Here is an 18,830-nt window from a genome sequence, read left to right as displayed (position 1 = left end):
TCTGTTTTAGTGTACGAAACACAGGGAATCTGATATACTGAGTAAGACAGAAAGTAAATGTTCAGATAGGAAAAGCAGCGGGGGGAAGCAGGAATGTATACAGTACTTCTGGTAGATGATGAAGATGATGTAACACAGATTATTATGAAGAAAGTTCCGTGGGAGGATATGGGATTTTCCGTTGTGGGACTGGCAAATAACGGAGTAAAGGCACTGGAACTGGTGGAAGAGTATCAGCCGGATGTGGTAATGACAGATATTCGGATGCCTTATATGGATGGAATGGAATTGTCAAAGAGAATTCGGGCAGAATTTCCGACAACAAAGATTCTTCTCTTTACCGGTTTTGATGAATTTGAATATGCCAAAGAAGCCATACATCTGGAAGTGGATGAATATATTCTCAAGCCGCTGAATTGTGCGGAATTGACGAAGGTTTTTCAGAAGCTGAGAGAAAAGTTAGACACCGAGATCAGGGAAAAGAGAAATGTGGAGACCCTGCAAAAATACTATACGGATTCGCTTCCGCTTCTGAGAGTCAACTTTTATACAGCACTCATAGAAGGGTGGCTGACCAGGGAGCAGATTGACAGGTATCTCAGAGATTACCAGATTACTTTTACGCAGCCACATGTCTGCTGCCTGGTGATCCACACGTCGGCAACGCAGATTCCGGAAGGAATGACTGCCATGCTGGTGACTGCTTCTGTAGAAAAACAGGCACAGGAATATCTGGGAGAAAAATGGAAAACAAAGAGTTTTTCTTATATGGGAAATACGGTGTTGATTGCAGAACTGGAAAAAGAAGGGGATGTGGCAGAGCTGACAGATGACTGTGACCGTTTCTGCAGATATGTGCACCGCATGATCGGTGCAGTGACAACAGCAGGAATCGGAAAAGTATGCGATTCGCTGATGGAACTGTCAGATTCTTACAATGGTGCCAGAGAGGCTGTTTCTTACAGAGGTATTTACGGTGCAATACGGGCAATCAATATCCGTGAAATTGCGCCGAAAGAAGATTACAGTTCTGCCGGGGCACCGGGAGCAGAATTGTCACAGCTTTTTAAGAAAATCCGTCTCGGAACAGAAAAAGAAGTGACAGAAGCGGTAGACTGTTATGTAGAACAACTGACCATTCATGGGAAATCCATGCTTCAGCATCACATAGATATTATGGATCTGATCAGTGATTTTTACCGTTTTGCGGCAAACAATGAGATTGCAGACAGGGAAACGGAGAAAGATATCGGTCAGTTATACAGTCATCTGATGGATATGGATCCGGCAGCTCTCAGGGTCTGGATACTGGAACGCAGTCTGGAATACCGCAGCCGTCTGATTATTGCAAGAAACAGTTCTACCAGAAGCTTTGTACAGAGAGCACAGGAATATGTGCAGAACAGTTATGCCGATGAAAACATTTCGCTGGATCAGGTCTGCGATCTTCTTGGTGTATCGAATTCTTATTTTTCGACAATTTTTAAAAAAGAGACAGGACAGTCATTTGTAGGCTACCTGACAGGATACCGGATGGAACAGGCGGCAAAACTGCTGATTGAGACAAATGAGAAGAGCTATATCATAGCGCAGAAAGTAGGATACACAGATTCGAATTATTTCAGCTATGTTTTTAAACGCCATTTTGGTGTGGCACCAAGTAAGTATCGGACAGAACATGCAGAGGAAGCAGGAACATGAGATATCTGAACGAAAAATGGAAAAAACTTCAGAGAAGAGTCGGCAACCGCAGTTTCCGGTTTATGATTTCCATGTCTTTTACGTTTGTGGCGCTGACAGGGATGATACTGATCACTGCTGTTTTGCTGAACCGCTATGAGAGAACGCTGGAGCGGCAGGTATTGTCGGACAGTCAGAAACTGATCGGGCAGGTGGAGATTAATCTGAATACGTATCTTCGGTCTATGATGCGCAGTTCCGATGCGGTGTATTACAATGTAATAAAGAAAGTTGATTTTGATAAAGATGACATTTCCCGGGAGTTAAGTCTCTTGTATGAAGCAAACAAAGATAATCTGGTAAGCATAGCCTGCTTTACCAGAGACGGGGAGCTTCTGGGGGCAGCACCGGTGGGAAGCCTGAAAAAGAATGTGAATATTACCGCGCAAAGCTGGTTTGAGGACGCATCGGATAAGATGGAAAATCTGCATTTTTCAGATCTGCATGTACAGAATATTTTTGAAAATAAAAGTGGCAGATATTACTGGGTAGTTTCTTTGAGCCGGGGGGTGGAACTGACCAATGATGGAAAAATGTCTGGTGGAATTCTTCTGGTGGATATGAATTTCAGTGGAATCCAGCAGCTTTTTACAGAAGTGAATAATGACGGAAAAGGCTATGTTTATCTGATAGGACGAGATGGGGAGATCATCTATCATCCCAGACAGAATCTGATTTTTTCCAACATTATACAGGAGAATAATCAGACAGCAAGCACTTACGATGAGGGGGTACACAACGAAGAATTCCAGGGAGAACAACGAGTAGTTGTGGTAAAAACTGTGGGTTATACCGGATGGAAGATTGTCAGTGTGGTATCAAAAGAAAGCCTGTTCAGTGATCTGAATCAGACAAGGATGATGGCATTGCTGAACCTGGTACTGGCAATTTTTTTAATGATTTTTGTCAATCAGTATGTAGCAGTGCGCATTACAGATCCGTTGAAAAAACTGGAAAAATCCATTCAGGGAATTGAGATGAAGCAGCAGCCTGTGGTATATATTGGCGGTCCTCCGGAGATACAGCATCTCGGCCTGACGATCCGTTTTATGGTGGAAGAATTACAGGAACTTACCGATAAGATGGTAAAGGAACAGGAAGAAAAGCGTAAGAACGAACTGGATGCCCTTCAGTCCCAGATCAATCCACATTTTCTGTATAATACACTGGACTCGATTATGTGGATGATTGAGAGTGAGCGGTATGAGGATGCGGTATCGATGGTGCAGGCATTGGGACGACTTCTCAGAATCAGTCTCTCCAGAGGGAAAAATGTAATCTCTGTAGGGGACGAACTGCAGCATGCAAGAAGTTACCTGGCAATTCAGAGATACCGGTATAAGAATAAATTTACCTCATACTTTGAGGTGGAACCTGATATAGAACAGTACAAAACAATCAAACTGGTAATACAGCCATTGATAGAAAATGCAATATATTACGGTATGGAATATATGGATGGAGAAGGAGAGATCCACATCCGTGCTTATACCAGAGAGCAGGATTTGTATCTGGAAGTAGAGGATAACGGACCGGGGATGCCGGAAGAACAGGTCGAACATCTCCTGACAGGCGGCGAGAAAGCACGGCAGAAAGGATCCGGAATCGGACTGAAAAATGTGAACCAGCGTATACAGCTTTACTTTGGAACACAATATGGACTGGAAATAGAAAGTGAGCCGGATGAGGGTACTGTAGTGAGAATTCATATTCCAAAGACCACGGAAGAGGAGGCGGGAGAGCAGAGATGAACGAAAAAAACAGACGAAAGTATCCGATTTTCCTGGCAGCCGCAGTACTGATTCCTGTTACCGTATATGGATATATTACGGAAACGGTTCAGAAAAACGAGAAAAAATTATATTCAGTGGTTCTCTATCAGGATGCAGAAAATGAGTGGGCAATGTTAGAGGCAGGTGCAGAGCAGGCAAAAGACGATGCCAGAATTATGATCAATTATGTGCATCTGGATGCAAATAATACGACAGAAGATGAGATTCTGGCAATAGAGAGGGAAGAGAAACTGGGAACCTCCGGTGTACTTGTGGCATGTATCGAAAAGGAGAAGATGAAGGAAGAACTGAAAAAAAGCAACATATCAGTCCCAATGGTTTTTATAGAAAGCGGAGTCGGTGAGGAATATCCTGTGATCCGGGCAGATGATTACCGGATGGGAAAGACACTGGGAAAGAAAGTGTTAAGCGAAATGCTTCCGGAGGACGGACCGATCATCATTCTGGGAGAAAGAATGGACAGGGACAGTATGCAGAATCGTTACTGTGGCGTAACAGATGCATTAAAAGCATCCGGAGAAGAAATTGAAATAATAGATGAAACCGGAAAAAAGACAGAAGAGATTATGGACGCGGTAGTGGAGGTCCTGCAAAGCAACGGAAAAGCGGTAACGCTGGACAAGTATTCCACAGAGCAGACAGCGGCGCTGTGGGAGGAATACCAGAGCCATTCGCAGAGAAAAAAGACAAGACTGCAGATATACGGAATCGGTAACACAGCGGCAACAGTGAACGATCTGGATAATGAGAATCTGGCTGCGCTGGTCTACCAGAACGAATTCGGTATGGGATACGAGGGAATTATGGCACTGACGGAAAAGCGTGAAGCAGACTGGATTAATGAAAATATCCATATTTCATATAACATTGTTACAAAGGAAAACTTGTATGACGAGGAACATGCAAGGCTCCTGTTTCCAAACAGTTGACGGGGAGAAGGTATGAACAGAAAAATGCTGGGGGGACTGGCTCTTACACTTGGTGTAGCCATGGTGCTTGGAGGATGCAGTTCACAGAGGAAAAACGGAAAAACAAATCAGAAAGTTCTGCGTATAGGAGTCAGTTCCTATGATCAGTACGATACATTTGTATCGGAACTGATTTCCTGTTTTCAGAATTATGCAAAAGAGAAAGAAAAGGAATGGGAAATTACCATAAGCCTGGATATCCGATATGCACAGCGAAGTCAGATGGTGCAAAATAGTCAGATGGATGATTTTATTGATGATCAGGTGGATATTGCCTGCATTAATCTTGTGGATCGTACAGATGCATCCGGTATTATAGAAAAAGCCAGGAAAAGCCAGACTCCTGTAATCTTTTTCAACAGAGAACTGGTAGAAGAGGATCTGGACCGCTGGGACGAACTTTATTATGTGGGAGCAGATGCCTATGAATCAGGGCGTCTGCAGGGCAAAATTCTTGTGGAAGAATGCAGAAAAAATTTTAACAAAATTGATAAAAACAAAGACGGTGTACTGCAGTATGTCATGTTAGAAGGAGAAGCGGGACACAATGATTCTCTTGCGCGAAGCATGGCGGTGATTGAAGAAATCACAGAAAGTGGTTATATGGTTGAAAAACTGGCAGATGAGATAGCGAACTGGAACCGGGATCAGGCGGCAACCAAGATGCAGACATTTCTGGATACATACGGAGAAGAAATTGAAGTAATTCTGGCAAATAATGATGATATGGCCCTGGGGGCGGTGGATGTTCTGACAGAAGCAGGATTAAAACCGGGTGATACTGACTGGCCAGTAATTTTGGGAATCGATGGAACCAGTGTGGGACTGGAAGTAGTAAAAAAAGGAGAATTTCTGGGAACCGTTCTCAATGACGGAGAAGGACAGGCATATGCTATGCTGGAACTGGCCTATGCACTTGTGACCGAAAACGAACTTCCGGAGAAATATCAGCTCAAAGATGGAAAATATATCCGGCTTCCATATCGGGAAATAACGGCAGAAGACCTTTAGACTTTGGGTTCCCCAAGTGTAGGAAAGATCAAAATCCATGGATCCTTTGATACAGAGATCCGTGGATTTTTTATCATAAAATGGTATGGTATTCATAAACAAAAATAGAGAGAAAAGACATCCTAAAATTGTATTTCTATACCATAGGAACTGCTTTGTAAAACCCTTATACTACAACATATAAGACATACAAAATCTGCAAATGACAGAAATTATGGAGGATTTGCACAAAACGACACAAGGAGGGTGAGCAGTTATGTCAGAACAGAAAGAACCTAAGAAGATCAGCGGATCGCTGAAAAAGTTTTTCGGTGTCGGTGATTTCGGCTTTACGTTAATGTCGAATATCGATACTTTCTACGCATCCTATTTCTTCACCAACATCGCCAAATTCAGTACAGGAATTGTAGCGGTTATGACCACGATTTCAGCAGTGGTAGATGCGATCTTGTCTATGATGTATGGTGCATTCATGAACAAAGGAAAAGCAAAGAAATGGGGACGTTATCGCTCCTGGCTGATCCTGACACCTTGGCTGGTACCGTTTTTATATGCGGGACAGTTTATCCGTATCGGGAACGGAATGGCGGCGGTTGTTTTTGTCACACTTGCGATGATCACCAGCCGAATTGCATGGAATCTTCCGTATATTGCAAGTATTTCTATGATCAATGTAGCAGCAAAGACGCCGGAAGACCGTATGGCTTTGTCTTCTTCCAGAAGTATCTGGACTTCTGCAGCGTCTGTTGTATATTCCTTTGTGGGACCGGCAGTAGTTTCCTTCTTTGCATCGATTGTGGGAGAAGCAAACTCCTACGCAGCAACTGCATTTGTATTTGCCTGTCTGATGTTTGCCGGCATGTATGCACACTTTGTAATGTTCAAAGGTTATGAACCAACCGGCGAAGAAGAAGCGGCCATGGCAGCAGCAATGCAGAAGCAGGTGGCTGGCCAGCCGAAGGTAAAGGCTATGGACGCAGTTGCCTGTAATCCACACCTGATTGCATTACTTATTTCTGATATGCTGAAATACGTAGTATTTTTTTTGGTAAATGGTATGGCAGCTTATTATTTCACCTATCTTTCCGGTAATCCTGGACTGATGACACCGTTTATGCTGGCAGCTAATATTCTTGGTATCATTGCATCCTATCTGGCAAGACATGTGGTAGGAAAGCTGGGTGGAAAAAACAGTATTATCTTATCTTATATTATTATGGCAGCAGCAGGATTCTTGGCATTTATATTAAGAAGCAATACTACGATCGTCATTGTACTGATGAGTATTCTGATGTTCTTCATGTATATTTCCAATACAGCAGATCCGGAACTTTATGCGAACTGTGCACAGTTCAGTGGTGAGAAACTGGGTTATGACGTAACCGGTACGGTAATGGGACTGCTTACAGTTCCGATCAAGCTTGGTATCGTGGCAAGAGGACTTCTGATCTCCGGATGTCTGGCACTTGGTGCTTATACATCAGCTATGGCAGATATGTCCTACTTTACAGAAGCAAATGCATCAGAGCTGGCAACACTGCAGACAGGTGTCTGCGCAGGATTCATGATCATTCCGGCAGTCTGTGTTCTGGTTGGTGCTTTATTATTACAGTTTGGTTATAAACTTGGAAAAAACAATTAAGATCATGATATGTGAAAAAAGGGGGAAATCATTATGACACCAAAACAGAAAGTATTAGCATGTATCAGAGGCGAAAAACTGGATGAATATGTAAATCAGTTTGAATATGTGAAACTGGCATTTGACCCGGCAACTTTATTTGCCATGGGTCAGGTTCAGAAGGGGGGCACCTGGAAAAACGGATGGGGCGTTGAGATGGAATTCCCGGAAAATGTACCGGGTATGTTTCCGAATACTTCACCGGAATTTGTAGTAGTAGATGATGTGACGAACTGGAAAGAAAAAGTACATATGCCAAGAACAGAGTTTACTGATGAAGAATGGGCACCAACCATTGCACAGGTAAATGCCATCGACAGAGATCAGTACTTCGTAGCTCCATTTATTGCACCTGGTATTTTTGAAAAACTTCATTATCTGATGGGTATGGAAGATTGTATGATTAACTTCTATGATGAACCGGAAGCCATGCATGAACTCATTGATTATCTGGTAGAATACGAACTGAAGGTAGCAAAAGAAGTTATTGACCACATTCATCCGGATGCACTGTTCCATCATGATGACTGGGGCAGCCAGAGATCTTCTTTCCTGTCACCGGAAATGTTTGATGAATTCCTGTTACCGGCTTACCAGAAGATCTACGGATACTGGAAAGCAAATGGTGTAGAACTGATTATCCATCACAGTGATTCCTATGGAGCAAACCTGGTTCCAAGTATGATCAAGATGGGCATTGACATCTGGCAGGGCTGTATGTATGGAAATGACATTCCGAATCTGATTAAGACTTATGGTGGACAGATCTCTTTCCAGGGTGGTATCGACAACGGAAAAGTAGACCGTGGTGACTGGACCAAGGAATATGTAGAAGCTGAGACCAGAAAAGTCATCAGTGAGGTAAATTCCAAGAATTATTTCATTCCGGCAACGGTTATGGGTGAACCGGGATCTGTATTCCCTGGAGTATATGATTTTATTACGGATGTGATTGATGCAATTAATCGTGGCGGAGAAGTCATTGTGGATGAGAATCAGGAAGTAACCAAGCCGATGACTCATTTTGAAAAATAAGAAAAACAACTGAAAAACAGCGGAAACAACAGTCCTGTGGGAGATGGAAAACAGCTTCCACAGGACTGTGTTTTTGTGGTATTATAATGATACCAGAAGCAGAAAAGCAGATATATCAGATGTGAGATGACTCCCACCTCTTTAGGTGGCGAGGGGCAAATTAGCATCAGTGGTGGGAGTCAATCCCCCATCTGATATAGCCTCCGGCAGGATTGCAGAGATGCGCAAAAGAAATATGTCATGCTTTGCATGACGCGCATCTCGCAGCAAGAATGCCGAGGCATTCTTGAATGGGAGGGCTAAGATTTGAAATTAAGTATGTGGATGATTGCCAACCAGATTTCGGAACTGGATATCAAACTGGAGATCAGAGAAGAGGCACCTGCCGTTCTGAACAGTGCCCGCCTTGCTTATGCGACGAATTGTGTACATATCTATCGGGAACAGGATTATGTTGTCTGCGATGGGGAAGGCGATCGGATTTTCATCTATGATATGGAGATCACCCGAGTGTTTGAACTGGTACAGTCTATCTTTGATGCCCATGAGGACTGGATCAGCAAGATCAAAGAAGCTGTGGATCGACAGGATTATCAGGCGGCAATGGATCAGGCGTACAAGATGTTCAAGAATCCTATGGTGCTGTTTGATGCGAATAACAAAGTGCTGGGAAGAACCAGTGTCTATGGGGAACATGCCCTGGACAGTGAATGGGCATATCTGAGCCGTTATGGATATTCTTCAGTGAATGCGGTAAATATGATAAAATTTCACAGTGGGAACAGTGAATTTTATTCTTACGACAAAGTGAATTATACTCTGCCTCAGAACCAGATAATCGATCTGAGCGGAACTACACTATGTCTTTACTTTAATAATATGATTTGTGGACGGATCAATCTCATTGCAAAAGAACGCCGTCTGAATCAGGGAGACATGCAGCTTCTGGAGAGACTGATTGAGGTTCTGCAGCCGGCAATGGGGCAGTCACTGCAGAAAGATCCTGTGTCCAGCACAAGTAATGTATTTTTGAATGTGATGCTGGAGAAGCTGTATGATCCGGTAAAGTTAGAGATGCAGTTAAAATATATGGGCTGGAAAGCAAATGATACGTATTATATTACTCTGATTCATTTTACGGAACAGGATGCAAAGGAAAATCAGGGACGTCAGATGAATTCATTGATGCGGATGCTGATTCAGAATCTGACGGATGCCAGCATCTATGTATGGCAGGATGATCTGGTGCTGTTATCCACAAGAAATCTGTCTAAGGAATATGATGCCTGTATGCTGTTGAGAAATCTGGTGGTGCACAACCCGGTCTGTGTGGGATTCAGTCTTCCGGATCAGGAGGGAATCAGTGAGATATCCAGATTCTACCGTCAGGCGAAATATGCACTGGAACGGGGAATGAAGGCGGAGAAGCCGAAGGCATTCCAGTATTTTGAAACTTATGCCATGGAGTATCTGCTGACAGCAAGAGTACAGGCCAGGGACAAAATTATGGCGGTAATGCCGGCAGTCTATCGTTTGTGGAAGGAGAAGCAGAATGGAGATGAGATGTTCTACACACTTCTGTGTTTTCTGGATCATGAACGATCTATTACACAGACATCGGCAGAATTATTTATGCACCGTAATACCACGGTCTATCGTATGAAAAAGATTCAGGAAAGTATGGGAGTAGATCTGGATGATGCGAAGGTACGAAATTACTGTCATATCTCCATGCATTTTCTGGATGCTTTGGAGAAGACGGAAGGGATAGTCTGATGAAAACAGAGATGCGCAGAAGAATGCCGAGGCATTCTTGAAGGGCAGAAAAATCAGCCGGGTGCATGCACCCGGCTGAGCTGTTGTCTGAATACAATTTAAAACATGATATCGTGTGGCAGACGCATTGCAGCCTGTTCTTCCGGTGTGAATCCAAACTGTTCCTGGTTTACCTTATCAATTGCTTTTGCCAGTGACAGGTAAACACCTGGATATACAGAACCAGGACCACCCTGAGCGATACAAGGAATGAAACTGTGCATACCACAGTCAGCGATGGTTTCGCGAACAACTTTTTCACATTCTTCATCGGACCATCCTTCGTGGTCAACAAATGCGTTTTCAATTACACCCATGAAGCTAATCTTATCACCATATTTCTTGATCAGTTCTGGTACATTATTAGTCTTCATACATCCCTGGAATACGTCAATACCCATTTCAATCATATCAGGTACCAGCGTAGCAGCGTAGCTATCAGAATGATGCACGATATAATCTACGCCGTGGCTCTTGTAATAGCCGTAGATCTCTTTATAGGAATCCAGGAAGAAATCTTCGAACATAGCCGGACTGAGGAATGTGCTGTCATGGCTGCCCCAGTCATCATGATGGAAGATCATATCCGGGTGAAGGTGGTCGCAGATGCCTTCTGCCAGTTTTAATTCCCATTCTGTCAGATATTTGATCAGGTCATGCATTTCATCTTCGTAGTCTACATAATAGTACAGTGCATTTACCATTTCACACAGATGATGTGTCTGTTCAAAAAGTCCTGGAGCAACGAAAGAAGCCTTGAACGCTTTCTCACCGTCAACCGCATCGTACATAGCTTTGCACTGATCCCAGAGTTCCTGTGGAAAATTCAGTGAAGGTGCCTTTACGTAATCTTTCCAGTTCTCAATATCTTTTACGACGATCTTGTCCGGAGTATGAACCGGGAAAGCACCTGGTACGTTGTCAGGGAAGCTGTTGGTAACACCCCATGCATTTACGATATTTGTCTGACCCTTCTGAGGGGAAGGGCTGGTAAACATAAATGGGTGGAATAAAAGCTTGATAGCTTCATATTGATTTACATAACGGTCAGGATGTCCTCCGGCCTTCATACATTCGATCATATTCTGTTTTGCTGTTAACATAGTAAAAACCTCCTTTAAATATCGTATAGTTCTGCGGCCTTCTATTACGATCTGATTATAGTTATCATACAGAAAAAACAGGAAAAAAAACAGGGTTGTAGTAACCAATTTTAAGGGAAAAAGAAAGGGAGAATTTGGTTATGGGTGACGAACTTTTCCTGCTTTTTATATCAGTGATGGGAGTCAATCCCCCATCTGATATAGCCTCCGGCAGGATTGCGGAGATGCTCAGAAGAATGCCTCGGCATTCTTGAATTATTTTTGATAAACACATATAAAAAGTTATATAAATAATTACAAAAAGTTGCTTGAAATGAAGGGGGATAAGTGTTAATATAAGAATCACAAAAGCATATTTTTCGAATCTCAGTGCAATACACTGTCCGAATTCTCAACATCATTTCAGAGATCTTATGCTTTTTCATTCTAATTAATTATTTGAAAATGCAGGAGATACCCGAAAAATGTGGAGATAAAGACATTGCCAGGCAACTCCTGTACAAAACAGGAGGATACGCCTATGGCAAAGAGAAAAACAAAAAGAAATCAGAGACTGAGTACAAATCAGTTAAAAAAGAAACAGCTAAAAACAAATGGATTGAAAGCAAATAGAAAATACAAAGATACGATATTTCGAATGTTGTTTTCAGATAAAGTGAATTTGTTGTCACTATATAATGCGATGAATGGAACAGCATATTCAGATCCGGAACAATTACAGATTGTGACATTGAAGAATGCAGTCTATATGGGAATGAAAAATGATTTGGCATTTATAATTGATACGAATTTGTTTCTGTATGAACATCAGTCTACCTATAATCCAAACATGCCGATGAGAGATCTGTTTTATATTGCCAGTGAGTATCAGAAGCTGGTAGACGGCAAGTCATTATATTCATCTACATTGCAAAAGGTCCCAGCACCTAAATTTCTGGTATTTTACAACGGAACAAAGGAGATGGAAGACAGTCGTACAGAATATCTGTCAGAAGCATTTGAGAGCCTGATTGGTGAGCCGGATCTGGAATTAAAAGTAACAACATTGAATATTAATAAGGGGCATAACAGAGAGTTGATGGAACAGTGTAAAGTTTTGGGAGAATATGCACAATATGTAGACAGAGTGAGGGAGTATGTGGGGAAAATGGGCTTGGACGCAGGAGTATCTCGGGCAGTGAATGAATGTATTCGGGATGGAATCCTTGCAGAATTTCTACAGCAGAATAGAGCGGAGGCAGAAAAAGTGAGCATTTTTGAATATAACAAGGAAGAGGAAGAACGTAAGCTGCGAGAGGCAGAATATGAAGGTGGATGGGAAGCTGGAAAACAGGCCGGAATGAAATTCGGAATGGACGCTGGAATGAAGGCTGGAATGAAGGCAGGAATGATTCAAATGGCGAGGGAAATTCAGCTGGAAGAGGATGAAATAATAAAAATTCTGTGTGCCAGATTGGATGTGGATGAGAAGACTGCTAAAAAGATGCTGGAAGAACAAGAATAAACCTTGCAGGTTTTGAGGCAGAGGAGCATGATAATTGGCTGAGAACATAAAATACCTTGAAAAATTGGACAGAAGCCGTAAAGAACTGGAACAGGGTAAAACGATCTCATTTTCTATGGAAGAATTGAAAGAAATGGAAAAAGATGACTGGAAACCAACAAAGAGAATTATTGATTTTATGAAAAAGTTTGGATGGGAAATAGTGGCTGGTAATGAGCCTGAGGACTGATCCACCTCGCCAAGACGGATAAAAAGATCCTGGAGTTCGCAGTTTTCGTTACAGTCGGCCCCAAACCGAGATCCCCCGGATCTCGTGATCTCCGCTCTGGTCGGTGCTAAACGGATGTCCACCGGACATCCAGCACCCTCTGCGCCCGAACAGCGTTAGTGCCGGAAGAGATCGAAGGTACATACTTTTTGTACCAAATAATAAAAAAGAGAACCATTCTCACGAACGATTCTCTTTTTTGTTAGTCGATGCGACAAGATTTGAACTTGCGACCTCTGCGTCCCGAACGCAGCGCTCTACCAAGCTGAGCCACGCATCGATGTCTTTGAACTAGCTTTAATATCATAACATTGATGCGTGGAAAATGCAAGTATTTTTCTGAGAATTTATTCTTTTTTCAAAAGTTTCTGATAGGTCATATCGATACCGAAGGCGCCAAGTGGAGCTGTGATTACGATTCCCGTTACTGCTACGGACAGGATGATTTTGCCACAGGACAGTCCGGCAGCCAGAGGGACGGAACCGATAGCGGCCTGTACAGTGGCTTTGGGCAGGTAGGCAATGATGCAAAAGAGACGTTCTTTCCTTGTGAGACTGGTACCGGCAGTGCAGAGCAGAACACCGCAGGAACGGACTGCCAGTGCCAGAAAGAGCATGGCGACGGCGGCAATTCCGGCATTCAGTGTGTAACGGATGTCCACAGCGGCACCCACCAGAACGAACAGAATGACTTCGGCAGCCAACCAGAGTTTTCCGAATTTTTCGGAAAGACGTTTGGACACAAAAGTAGTACTTTTCATCTTAAGAACGACAGCCATACTGGTGACAGCCAGAAGTCCTGACACAGAGATCGTGCCTTCCAGCCAGCTTTCGATGGCAATCAGCAGGAAAGAGACACCAAGGACAATGATAACTTTCATGCTATTGCGTACGTAATGCTTCCGTGCATAGGATGTCTCAAAGAACAGATACAGCAGATAACCGGTTATGGAGCCAAGAAAGATACCAAGAATAATGGACACCGGAATGTTTACGAAGTCCATCACATTAGCATGCCCACCCTGTGTCATCCCAAGGAATGTGGTGAAGAGTACAATAACAAAAATATCATCGCAGGATGTCCCGGCGAGGATCATCTGTGGGATGGCTTTTTCTGTACCATATTTATTTTCCATCAGCTGGACCATGCGTGGAACGACTACTGCTGGTGAAACAGCAGAAAGAACCGCACCCATAAGGGCAGCTTCTGTTCTTGTAACGCCAAGAAGCATCGGAGCAAAGAGAGTATAGGCGAAAATCTCACAGGATGCCGGGATAAAGGACATCAGAATGGCCGGGCGGCCCACTTTTTTCAGATCACCCAAATCCAGGGACAATCCGGCTTTGATCAAAATAATAATGAGTGCCATTTTTCTCAGGTCAGCTGAGATGGAGAGGATTGATGGATCCAGAAAATCCAGAACATAAGGACCCAGAAAAATACCGGTAACCAGCATACCAATAATGCGTGGAAACTTGAGTTTCTGGCAGATGGCGCCCATAGCGAGTCCTACCAGGAAAATAAGTGACAGTGAAGTTAACATAACAATCTCCTTTCTTGCGGTGCAAATGAAATATTTCGCAGAAGTTATTTTTGCTTTTGCGTACAAAAAAAGCTGATGATTCTGCGATTGCGTAATCGTAGAAGTCATCAGCTTAACTTATCGAAATGCAATTTTATCTTACATTCAAGTAGAAGCAGTTTAGGTTGCCCAGGGGAGAACCTCATTCCCCATAGATTATTATTCTAAAAGAAGTTTTTTCAAATGTCAATACAAATGAAATGGGGAATCCTAAGAAAATTCTAAGAAATCTTATAAAAAAACTCATAGTTTTTCCATAATTGTGTGTTATAATAAACAGACAATTGAATGGAGGTAATTATGAAGAGAGGAATTAAGCGTAGTTTTGGAATTGTAGTATTCAGTATGCTGCTGGTTTTGGCCATGGCAGTTCCGGTATCCGCCAGTTCAAAAGTAGATCCCCCAAAGTATTTCCGGGTAGTATCACTGGGAGACCGGTCTGTGAATCTGAGATGGTCGAAGAATACAAGCGTATCTGGATATGAACTGTATCAGTATGATACCGCATCACGTAAGTACAAGAAGATTAAGACCCTTGGTAAAACAAAATACACCTGCACAATCAGAAATCTGCAGGCTGGAAAGACCTACAAGTATCTGTTAAAAGCTTATAAAAAGCAGAATGGTAAAAAATATCTCAGCAAAGCGTCCAACAAGATCAGTGTAAAGGCAAAGAAACTGTCAGAATCAGTACTTAGTATCCGTCGCCCATATTATACGGTAAAGACCAAGAAAAAGGTAACCGTATGGAACATAACATTGTCTAAAAAAGTTACTTTGAAAAAAGGAACAAAACTGGCAGTGACAGCCAAGAGTGGTACAGCGGTAAATGGTTATCTGAAGAATGGTGATAAGATCAGTATTAAACGTAAGTACCTGAAGTATACTGGCCTGGATGTAAATGGAAAAAATGATTATACTAAGACAGTAAAACAGGAATTTGTGAACAGTAAAGGCTATACAAGTAATACAAACTGGCTGATCTGGGTATCTGAACGTACCTGTAAAGTATATGTATATAAGGGAAGCGCAGGAAAGTGGAAGCTGAAAAAGACGTTCCCTTGCTGTGTTGGAAGATGGCAGAACAGAACCGCAAGTGGTATTCGAAGCATCCTGAAAAAGGAATGGTCAGATACCTATAACGGATATGTGCTTCACTTTTCGTCGGGAACAGGAACTACAAGCAATCCAAACGGATGTGCATTCCATCCGAAGGTAGACAACCGTATGGGTCAGGCAGTTTCCCATGGATGTATCAGAATGGAGAGATCTGATCTGGTTTATCTGTATAATAACTGCCCTGTTGGAACAAGAGTCGTAGTATTCTAAACAACAGACTGCGCGTTCCGCGAACATTCTATTATTATGAATTAAAAAAATGGTATATTAGATCCGCTTGCAGATCTAATATACCATTTCTTATGTTCAATTCTTTTTTAATAATTCATGTACAATTTTTTTCTTATAAATAGCCCCGGCTGTGAAAGCGGATACGGATTCGGCAATCCAGAAGGCGTGCCAGACGCCTGTAGCACCAATCAGGTGGCTTAACAGGAAAGCCATAGGAACAATGATCAGAAGGTATCTCATAAAAGAAATAATCAGTGATAGAGTTCCCTGTCCCAGACCTTCCAGAAGGCCGCTTGCGGTAACAGAAACAGAGGAAACGATAAATCCAAGGCTGATGATTCGCAAGGCAGTACATCCGGCAGAGATGGTTTCCAGATTGGAAGTAAACAATCCCATAAGGCATGAAGCGCAAACCATACAGATCATAGTACCTGTAAGCATGACACCTGCAGTCAGCGCAAGTGCCGTTTTGAATACACTTCTTACTCGTTTATATTCTCCGGCACCATAATTGTATCCGGTAATCGGGCGGATACCCTGAACGATACCGTTGGCGGTAAGGTAGATGAATGTCTGCAGTTTATAATAGATTCCCAGAACCAGAACATATACCGAAGAAAAAGAGGCAAGGATGCCATTCAGTGCAGTAATCATCAGAGATGGCAGAGCCATATTCAGTGCGGCCGGAATACCGACTCCATAGATCTGGCGGCAAAGCCGTGGATCAAACATACCTTTTCGTATATACAAGCGAATGGGCAGTGGCTTTTTCAGATAAATGATGAAATAAAGTACCATAGGAACGATCTGCCCGATGCCCGTTGCCCAGGCAGCTCCGGCAATTCCCATTTTGGGTACCGGTCCGATACCGAAGATAAAGATTGGATCCAGGATAATATTAGTAATACATCCACAGAGCATAGTGGTCATGGTAATCATCATTTGTCCTTCAGCCTGAAAGACCTTTTCAAAGGCAATGCCGACGGTGATCGGAGTGGTAAATCCAAATACAATATAAGAATAAGTCAGCGCATAGGAAATTACTGCTTCATCCTGCGTAAACAGTCGTAAAAAGTGTGGAACAATCAGGATGCATACCAGTGTCAGGATCAGTCCGTGGATGATACTCAGAATCATGCCAACAGAGGCAGAGTCATTGGCTTTCTCATGCTCCTGTGCGCCCAGATAAAAGGATGCAGTGGTGTTCAACCCAATACCAAGGCCGACGGCTACGGCATTGATCAGAATCTGCAACGGATAAACCAGGGAAAGAGCAGTCATGGCATTTTCACTGATTTTAGCAACAAAGAAACTGTCAATAATGTTATAAAGTGAATTTACCAGCATGGATAAGACCATCGGAAGAGACATGGATAAAACCAGCGGTAAAATCTTTTTTTCTTTCATAAAAGTCTGATTCATAAATTCTCCTTTTTCTGTAAAATATTGAGGCTTTATGTGATTGCTTATTCAGAGCCAATTCGCAAAATCGCCTCTGCGAGGCTTCCTTTTTGCTCATTTATGGTTTCTCGCCATATAGATTTATGAAAGCAGTCTTTATCAAGTGAACTTGAACAGTCTGCTTTGCATAAATCTGCATGGCTCTGAATAAGCAAAAAAAAACGCCACATCACCAGAGGTGATGTGACGAAAAATAAACGTTGCCGTTTAGAAAAATTCACATAAGTTTTGGAATTACAAAGTAGCATAGAAAATATTTGCTGTCAAGAGAAAAATAATTGCCTTTTGAAGTAATGTACAGAAAAAGATACGAAAAAACCTGAAATTTGGCATGGATATTTTGGGCGCATAGTGTTACTCTAAAGGATAGGTGTTTTGGTAAGACCAATTAAAAAGAGAATTTAGCCAATGGGGACAGGAAAAAAGCCGGAAAACACCGTCCCCATTGGCAGGAGGTAAGAATATGGAAAACGAGCAGCCACATAAGAGGCGTGTGCGGTATAAAGGTACACATCCTCGTAAATTTGAGGAAAAATATAAGGAGCTGAACCCGGAGAAGTATGCGGATACGGTGGCGAAGGTGATCAGCAAGGGAAGCACACCGGCGGGTATGCACATCTCCATTTGTGTGAAGGAGATTCTGGATTTCCTTCAGATTCAGCCGGGACAGAAAGGGCTGGATGCCACGCTTGGGTACGGTGGACACAGTCGTAAGATGATGGAATGCCTGAAAGGACAGGGACATCTGTATGCCCTGGACGTGGATCCCATTGAGATCGTGAAGACAACAAAGAGGCTGGAAGAAGCGGGGTACGGACCGGATATTTTCACATCTATTCAGGAAAATTTTGCCAATATTGACCGAATCGGGGCAGAGTATGGACCGTTTGACTTCTGTATGGCAGATCTGGGGGTATCTTCCATGCAGATCGATAATCCGGAAAGAGGATTTTCCTATAAACTGGACGGACCGCTGGATCTGCGCCTGAATCCGGAGAAGGGAGTATCTGCTGCGCAGCGTCTGCGGGAAGTGACGAGAGATGAACTGGAAGGTATGCTGATAGAGAATTCTGATGAACCATATGCGGATAAGATTGCTGCTGAAGTGACAAAAACGTTTCGAAAAGGACAGAAAATCGAGACTACAACGGATCTTCGGCAGGTGATTGAACGTGCGCTGGCTTTTCTGCCGGAAAATAAAGAAAAGAAAGATATTCTCAAAAAGACCTGTCAGAGAACCTTCCAGGCACTGCGCATTGATGTAAACAGTGAATTTGAGGTACTGGAAACATTCCTGGAGAAGCTGCCGGATATTATGGCGCCGGGAGGAAGAATTGCGATCCTGACCTTCCACTCAGGAGAAGACCGTCTGGTGAAGAAAGCATTCAATGCTTACTATAAAGAAGGTATTTTTCAGGATATTGCCAGAGAAGTGATCCGGCCGTCGGCAGAAGAATGTCGAGCCAATGGGCGTGCAAGATCTACGAAGATGCGATGGGCAGTCAAAGCCTGATGGAA

At 42.9% G+C, this 18,830-nt stretch carries 14 protein-coding genes, 1 tRNA gene and 1 riboswitch; of the genes, 11 read left to right on the top strand and 4 right to left on the bottom strand.

What is annotated here, in order from left to right; all coding sequences use genetic code 11:
• The first annotated feature begins 93 nt into the window (after window positions 1-93).
• The 7 genes from H8716_RS06370 to H8716_RS06340 all read left to right on the top strand — a co-directional run bounded on the left by H8716_RS06370 (window position 94) and on the right by H8716_RS06340 (window position 10,004).
• On the top strand, window positions 94-1,701 hold the full coding sequence (locus H8716_RS06370; protein ID WP_249307740.1) for a response regulator: 1,608 nt from the start codon (window positions 94-96) through the stop codon (window positions 1,699-1,701).
• Window positions 1,698-3,491 carry a sensor histidine kinase gene (locus H8716_RS06365; protein WP_249307739.1) on the top strand — a complete coding sequence of 598 codons (1,794 nt, stop codon included), beginning with the start codon at window positions 1,698-1,700 and terminating at the stop codon, window positions 3,489-3,491. Before H8716_RS06370 ends, H8716_RS06365 begins: the two co-directional genes overlap by 4 nt.
• Window positions 3,488-4,462: a sugar ABC transporter substrate-binding protein gene (locus tag H8716_RS06360; RefSeq protein WP_249307738.1), complete on the top strand. Its 975-nt coding sequence runs from the start codon at window positions 3,488-3,490 to the stop codon at window positions 4,460-4,462. Before H8716_RS06365 ends, H8716_RS06360 begins: the two co-directional genes overlap by 4 nt.
• A gap of 12 nt (window positions 4,463-4,474) precedes the next feature.
• Window positions 4,475-5,512: a galactose ABC transporter substrate-binding protein gene (locus H8716_RS06355; RefSeq protein WP_249307737.1), complete on the top strand. Its 1,038-nt coding sequence runs from the start codon at window positions 4,475-4,477 to the stop codon at window positions 5,510-5,512.
• Window positions 5,513-5,768: 256 nt separating this feature from the next.
• Entirely contained in the window at window positions 5,769-7,154 is a 1,386-nt protein-coding gene (locus H8716_RS06350) for an MFS transporter (protein ID WP_249307736.1), read from the top strand.
• 33 nt (window positions 7,155-7,187) lie between these two features.
• Entirely contained in the window at window positions 7,188-8,228 is a 1,041-nt protein-coding gene (locus H8716_RS06345) for a uroporphyrinogen decarboxylase family protein (RefSeq protein ID WP_283243001.1), read from the top strand.
• A gap of 306 nt (window positions 8,229-8,534) precedes the next feature.
• The gene (locus H8716_RS06340) at window positions 8,535-10,004 is read left to right on the top strand and encodes a PucR family transcriptional regulator (protein ID WP_249307735.1); all 1,470 of its coding nucleotides are present in this window, start codon (window positions 8,535-8,537) and stop codon (window positions 10,002-10,004) included.
• Window positions 10,005-10,102: 98 nt separating this feature from the next.
• On the opposite strand, the gene H8716_RS06335 is transcribed toward H8716_RS06340, so the two are convergent.
• The gene (locus tag H8716_RS06335) at window positions 10,103-11,146 is read right to left on the bottom strand and encodes a uroporphyrinogen decarboxylase family protein (protein ID WP_249307734.1); all 1,044 of its coding nucleotides are present in this window, start codon (window positions 11,144-11,146) and stop codon (window positions 10,103-10,105) included.
• A 520-nt stretch (window positions 11,147-11,666) separates the two neighbouring features.
• On the opposite strand from H8716_RS06335, the gene H8716_RS06330 reads away from it, so the two are divergent.
• Window positions 11,667-12,650, top strand: coding sequence for a hypothetical protein (locus tag H8716_RS06330; RefSeq protein WP_249307733.1), 984 nt, complete (start codon window positions 11,667-11,669; stop codon window positions 12,648-12,650).
• Between the two features lie 34 nt (window positions 12,651-12,684).
• Window positions 12,685-12,879: a hypothetical protein gene (locus H8716_RS06325; protein ID WP_249307732.1), complete on the top strand. Its 195-nt coding sequence runs from the start codon at window positions 12,685-12,687 to the stop codon at window positions 12,877-12,879.
• Window positions 12,880-13,124: 245 nt separating this feature from the next.
• On the opposite strand, the gene H8716_RS06320 is transcribed toward H8716_RS06325, so the two are convergent.
• Together H8716_RS06320 and H8716_RS06315 are read right to left on the bottom strand one after the other, a co-directional pair.
• Window positions 13,125-13,198: transfer RNA gene (locus H8716_RS06320), tRNA-Pro, on the bottom strand.
• A 67-nt stretch (window positions 13,199-13,265) separates the two neighbouring features.
• On the bottom strand, window positions 13,266-14,462 hold the full coding sequence (locus H8716_RS06315; RefSeq protein ID WP_249307731.1) for a cation:proton antiporter: 1,197 nt from the start codon (window positions 14,460-14,462) through the stop codon (window positions 13,266-13,268).
• A 91-nt stretch (window positions 14,463-14,553) separates the two neighbouring features.
• Window positions 14,554-14,660: riboswitch (Fluoride riboswitch) on the bottom strand.
• A gap of 141 nt (window positions 14,661-14,801) precedes the next feature.
• On the opposite strand from H8716_RS06315, the gene H8716_RS06310 reads away from it, so the two are divergent.
• The gene (locus H8716_RS06310; RefSeq protein WP_249307730.1) at window positions 14,802-15,830 is read left to right on the top strand and encodes a L,D-transpeptidase family protein; all 1,029 of its coding nucleotides are present in this window, start codon (window positions 14,802-14,804) and stop codon (window positions 15,828-15,830) included.
• A gap of 96 nt (window positions 15,831-15,926) precedes the next feature.
• Here H8716_RS06310 and H8716_RS06305 read toward each other — a convergent pair whose 3' ends face one another.
• The gene (locus tag H8716_RS06305; protein WP_249307729.1) at window positions 15,927-17,273 is read right to left on the bottom strand and encodes an MATE family efflux transporter; all 1,347 of its coding nucleotides are present in this window, start codon (window positions 17,271-17,273) and stop codon (window positions 15,927-15,929) included.
• Between the two features lie 502 nt (window positions 17,274-17,775).
• Between H8716_RS06305 and rsmH the strand changes: the two genes are divergently transcribed.
• Entirely contained in the window at window positions 17,776-18,825 is a 1,050-nt protein-coding gene (gene rsmH, locus H8716_RS06300) for a 16S rRNA (cytosine(1402)-N(4))-methyltransferase RsmH (protein WP_249307728.1), read from the top strand.
• The last annotated feature ends 5 nt before the right edge of the window (window positions 18,826-18,830 follow it).

Source organism: Jingyaoa shaoxingensis (assembly GCF_014385005.1).
Taxonomy (GTDB): Bacteria; Bacillota; Clostridia; order Lachnospirales; family Lachnospiraceae; genus Marvinbryantia; species Marvinbryantia shaoxingensis.
This window is presented reverse-complemented; position numbering and strand designations above follow the sequence as displayed.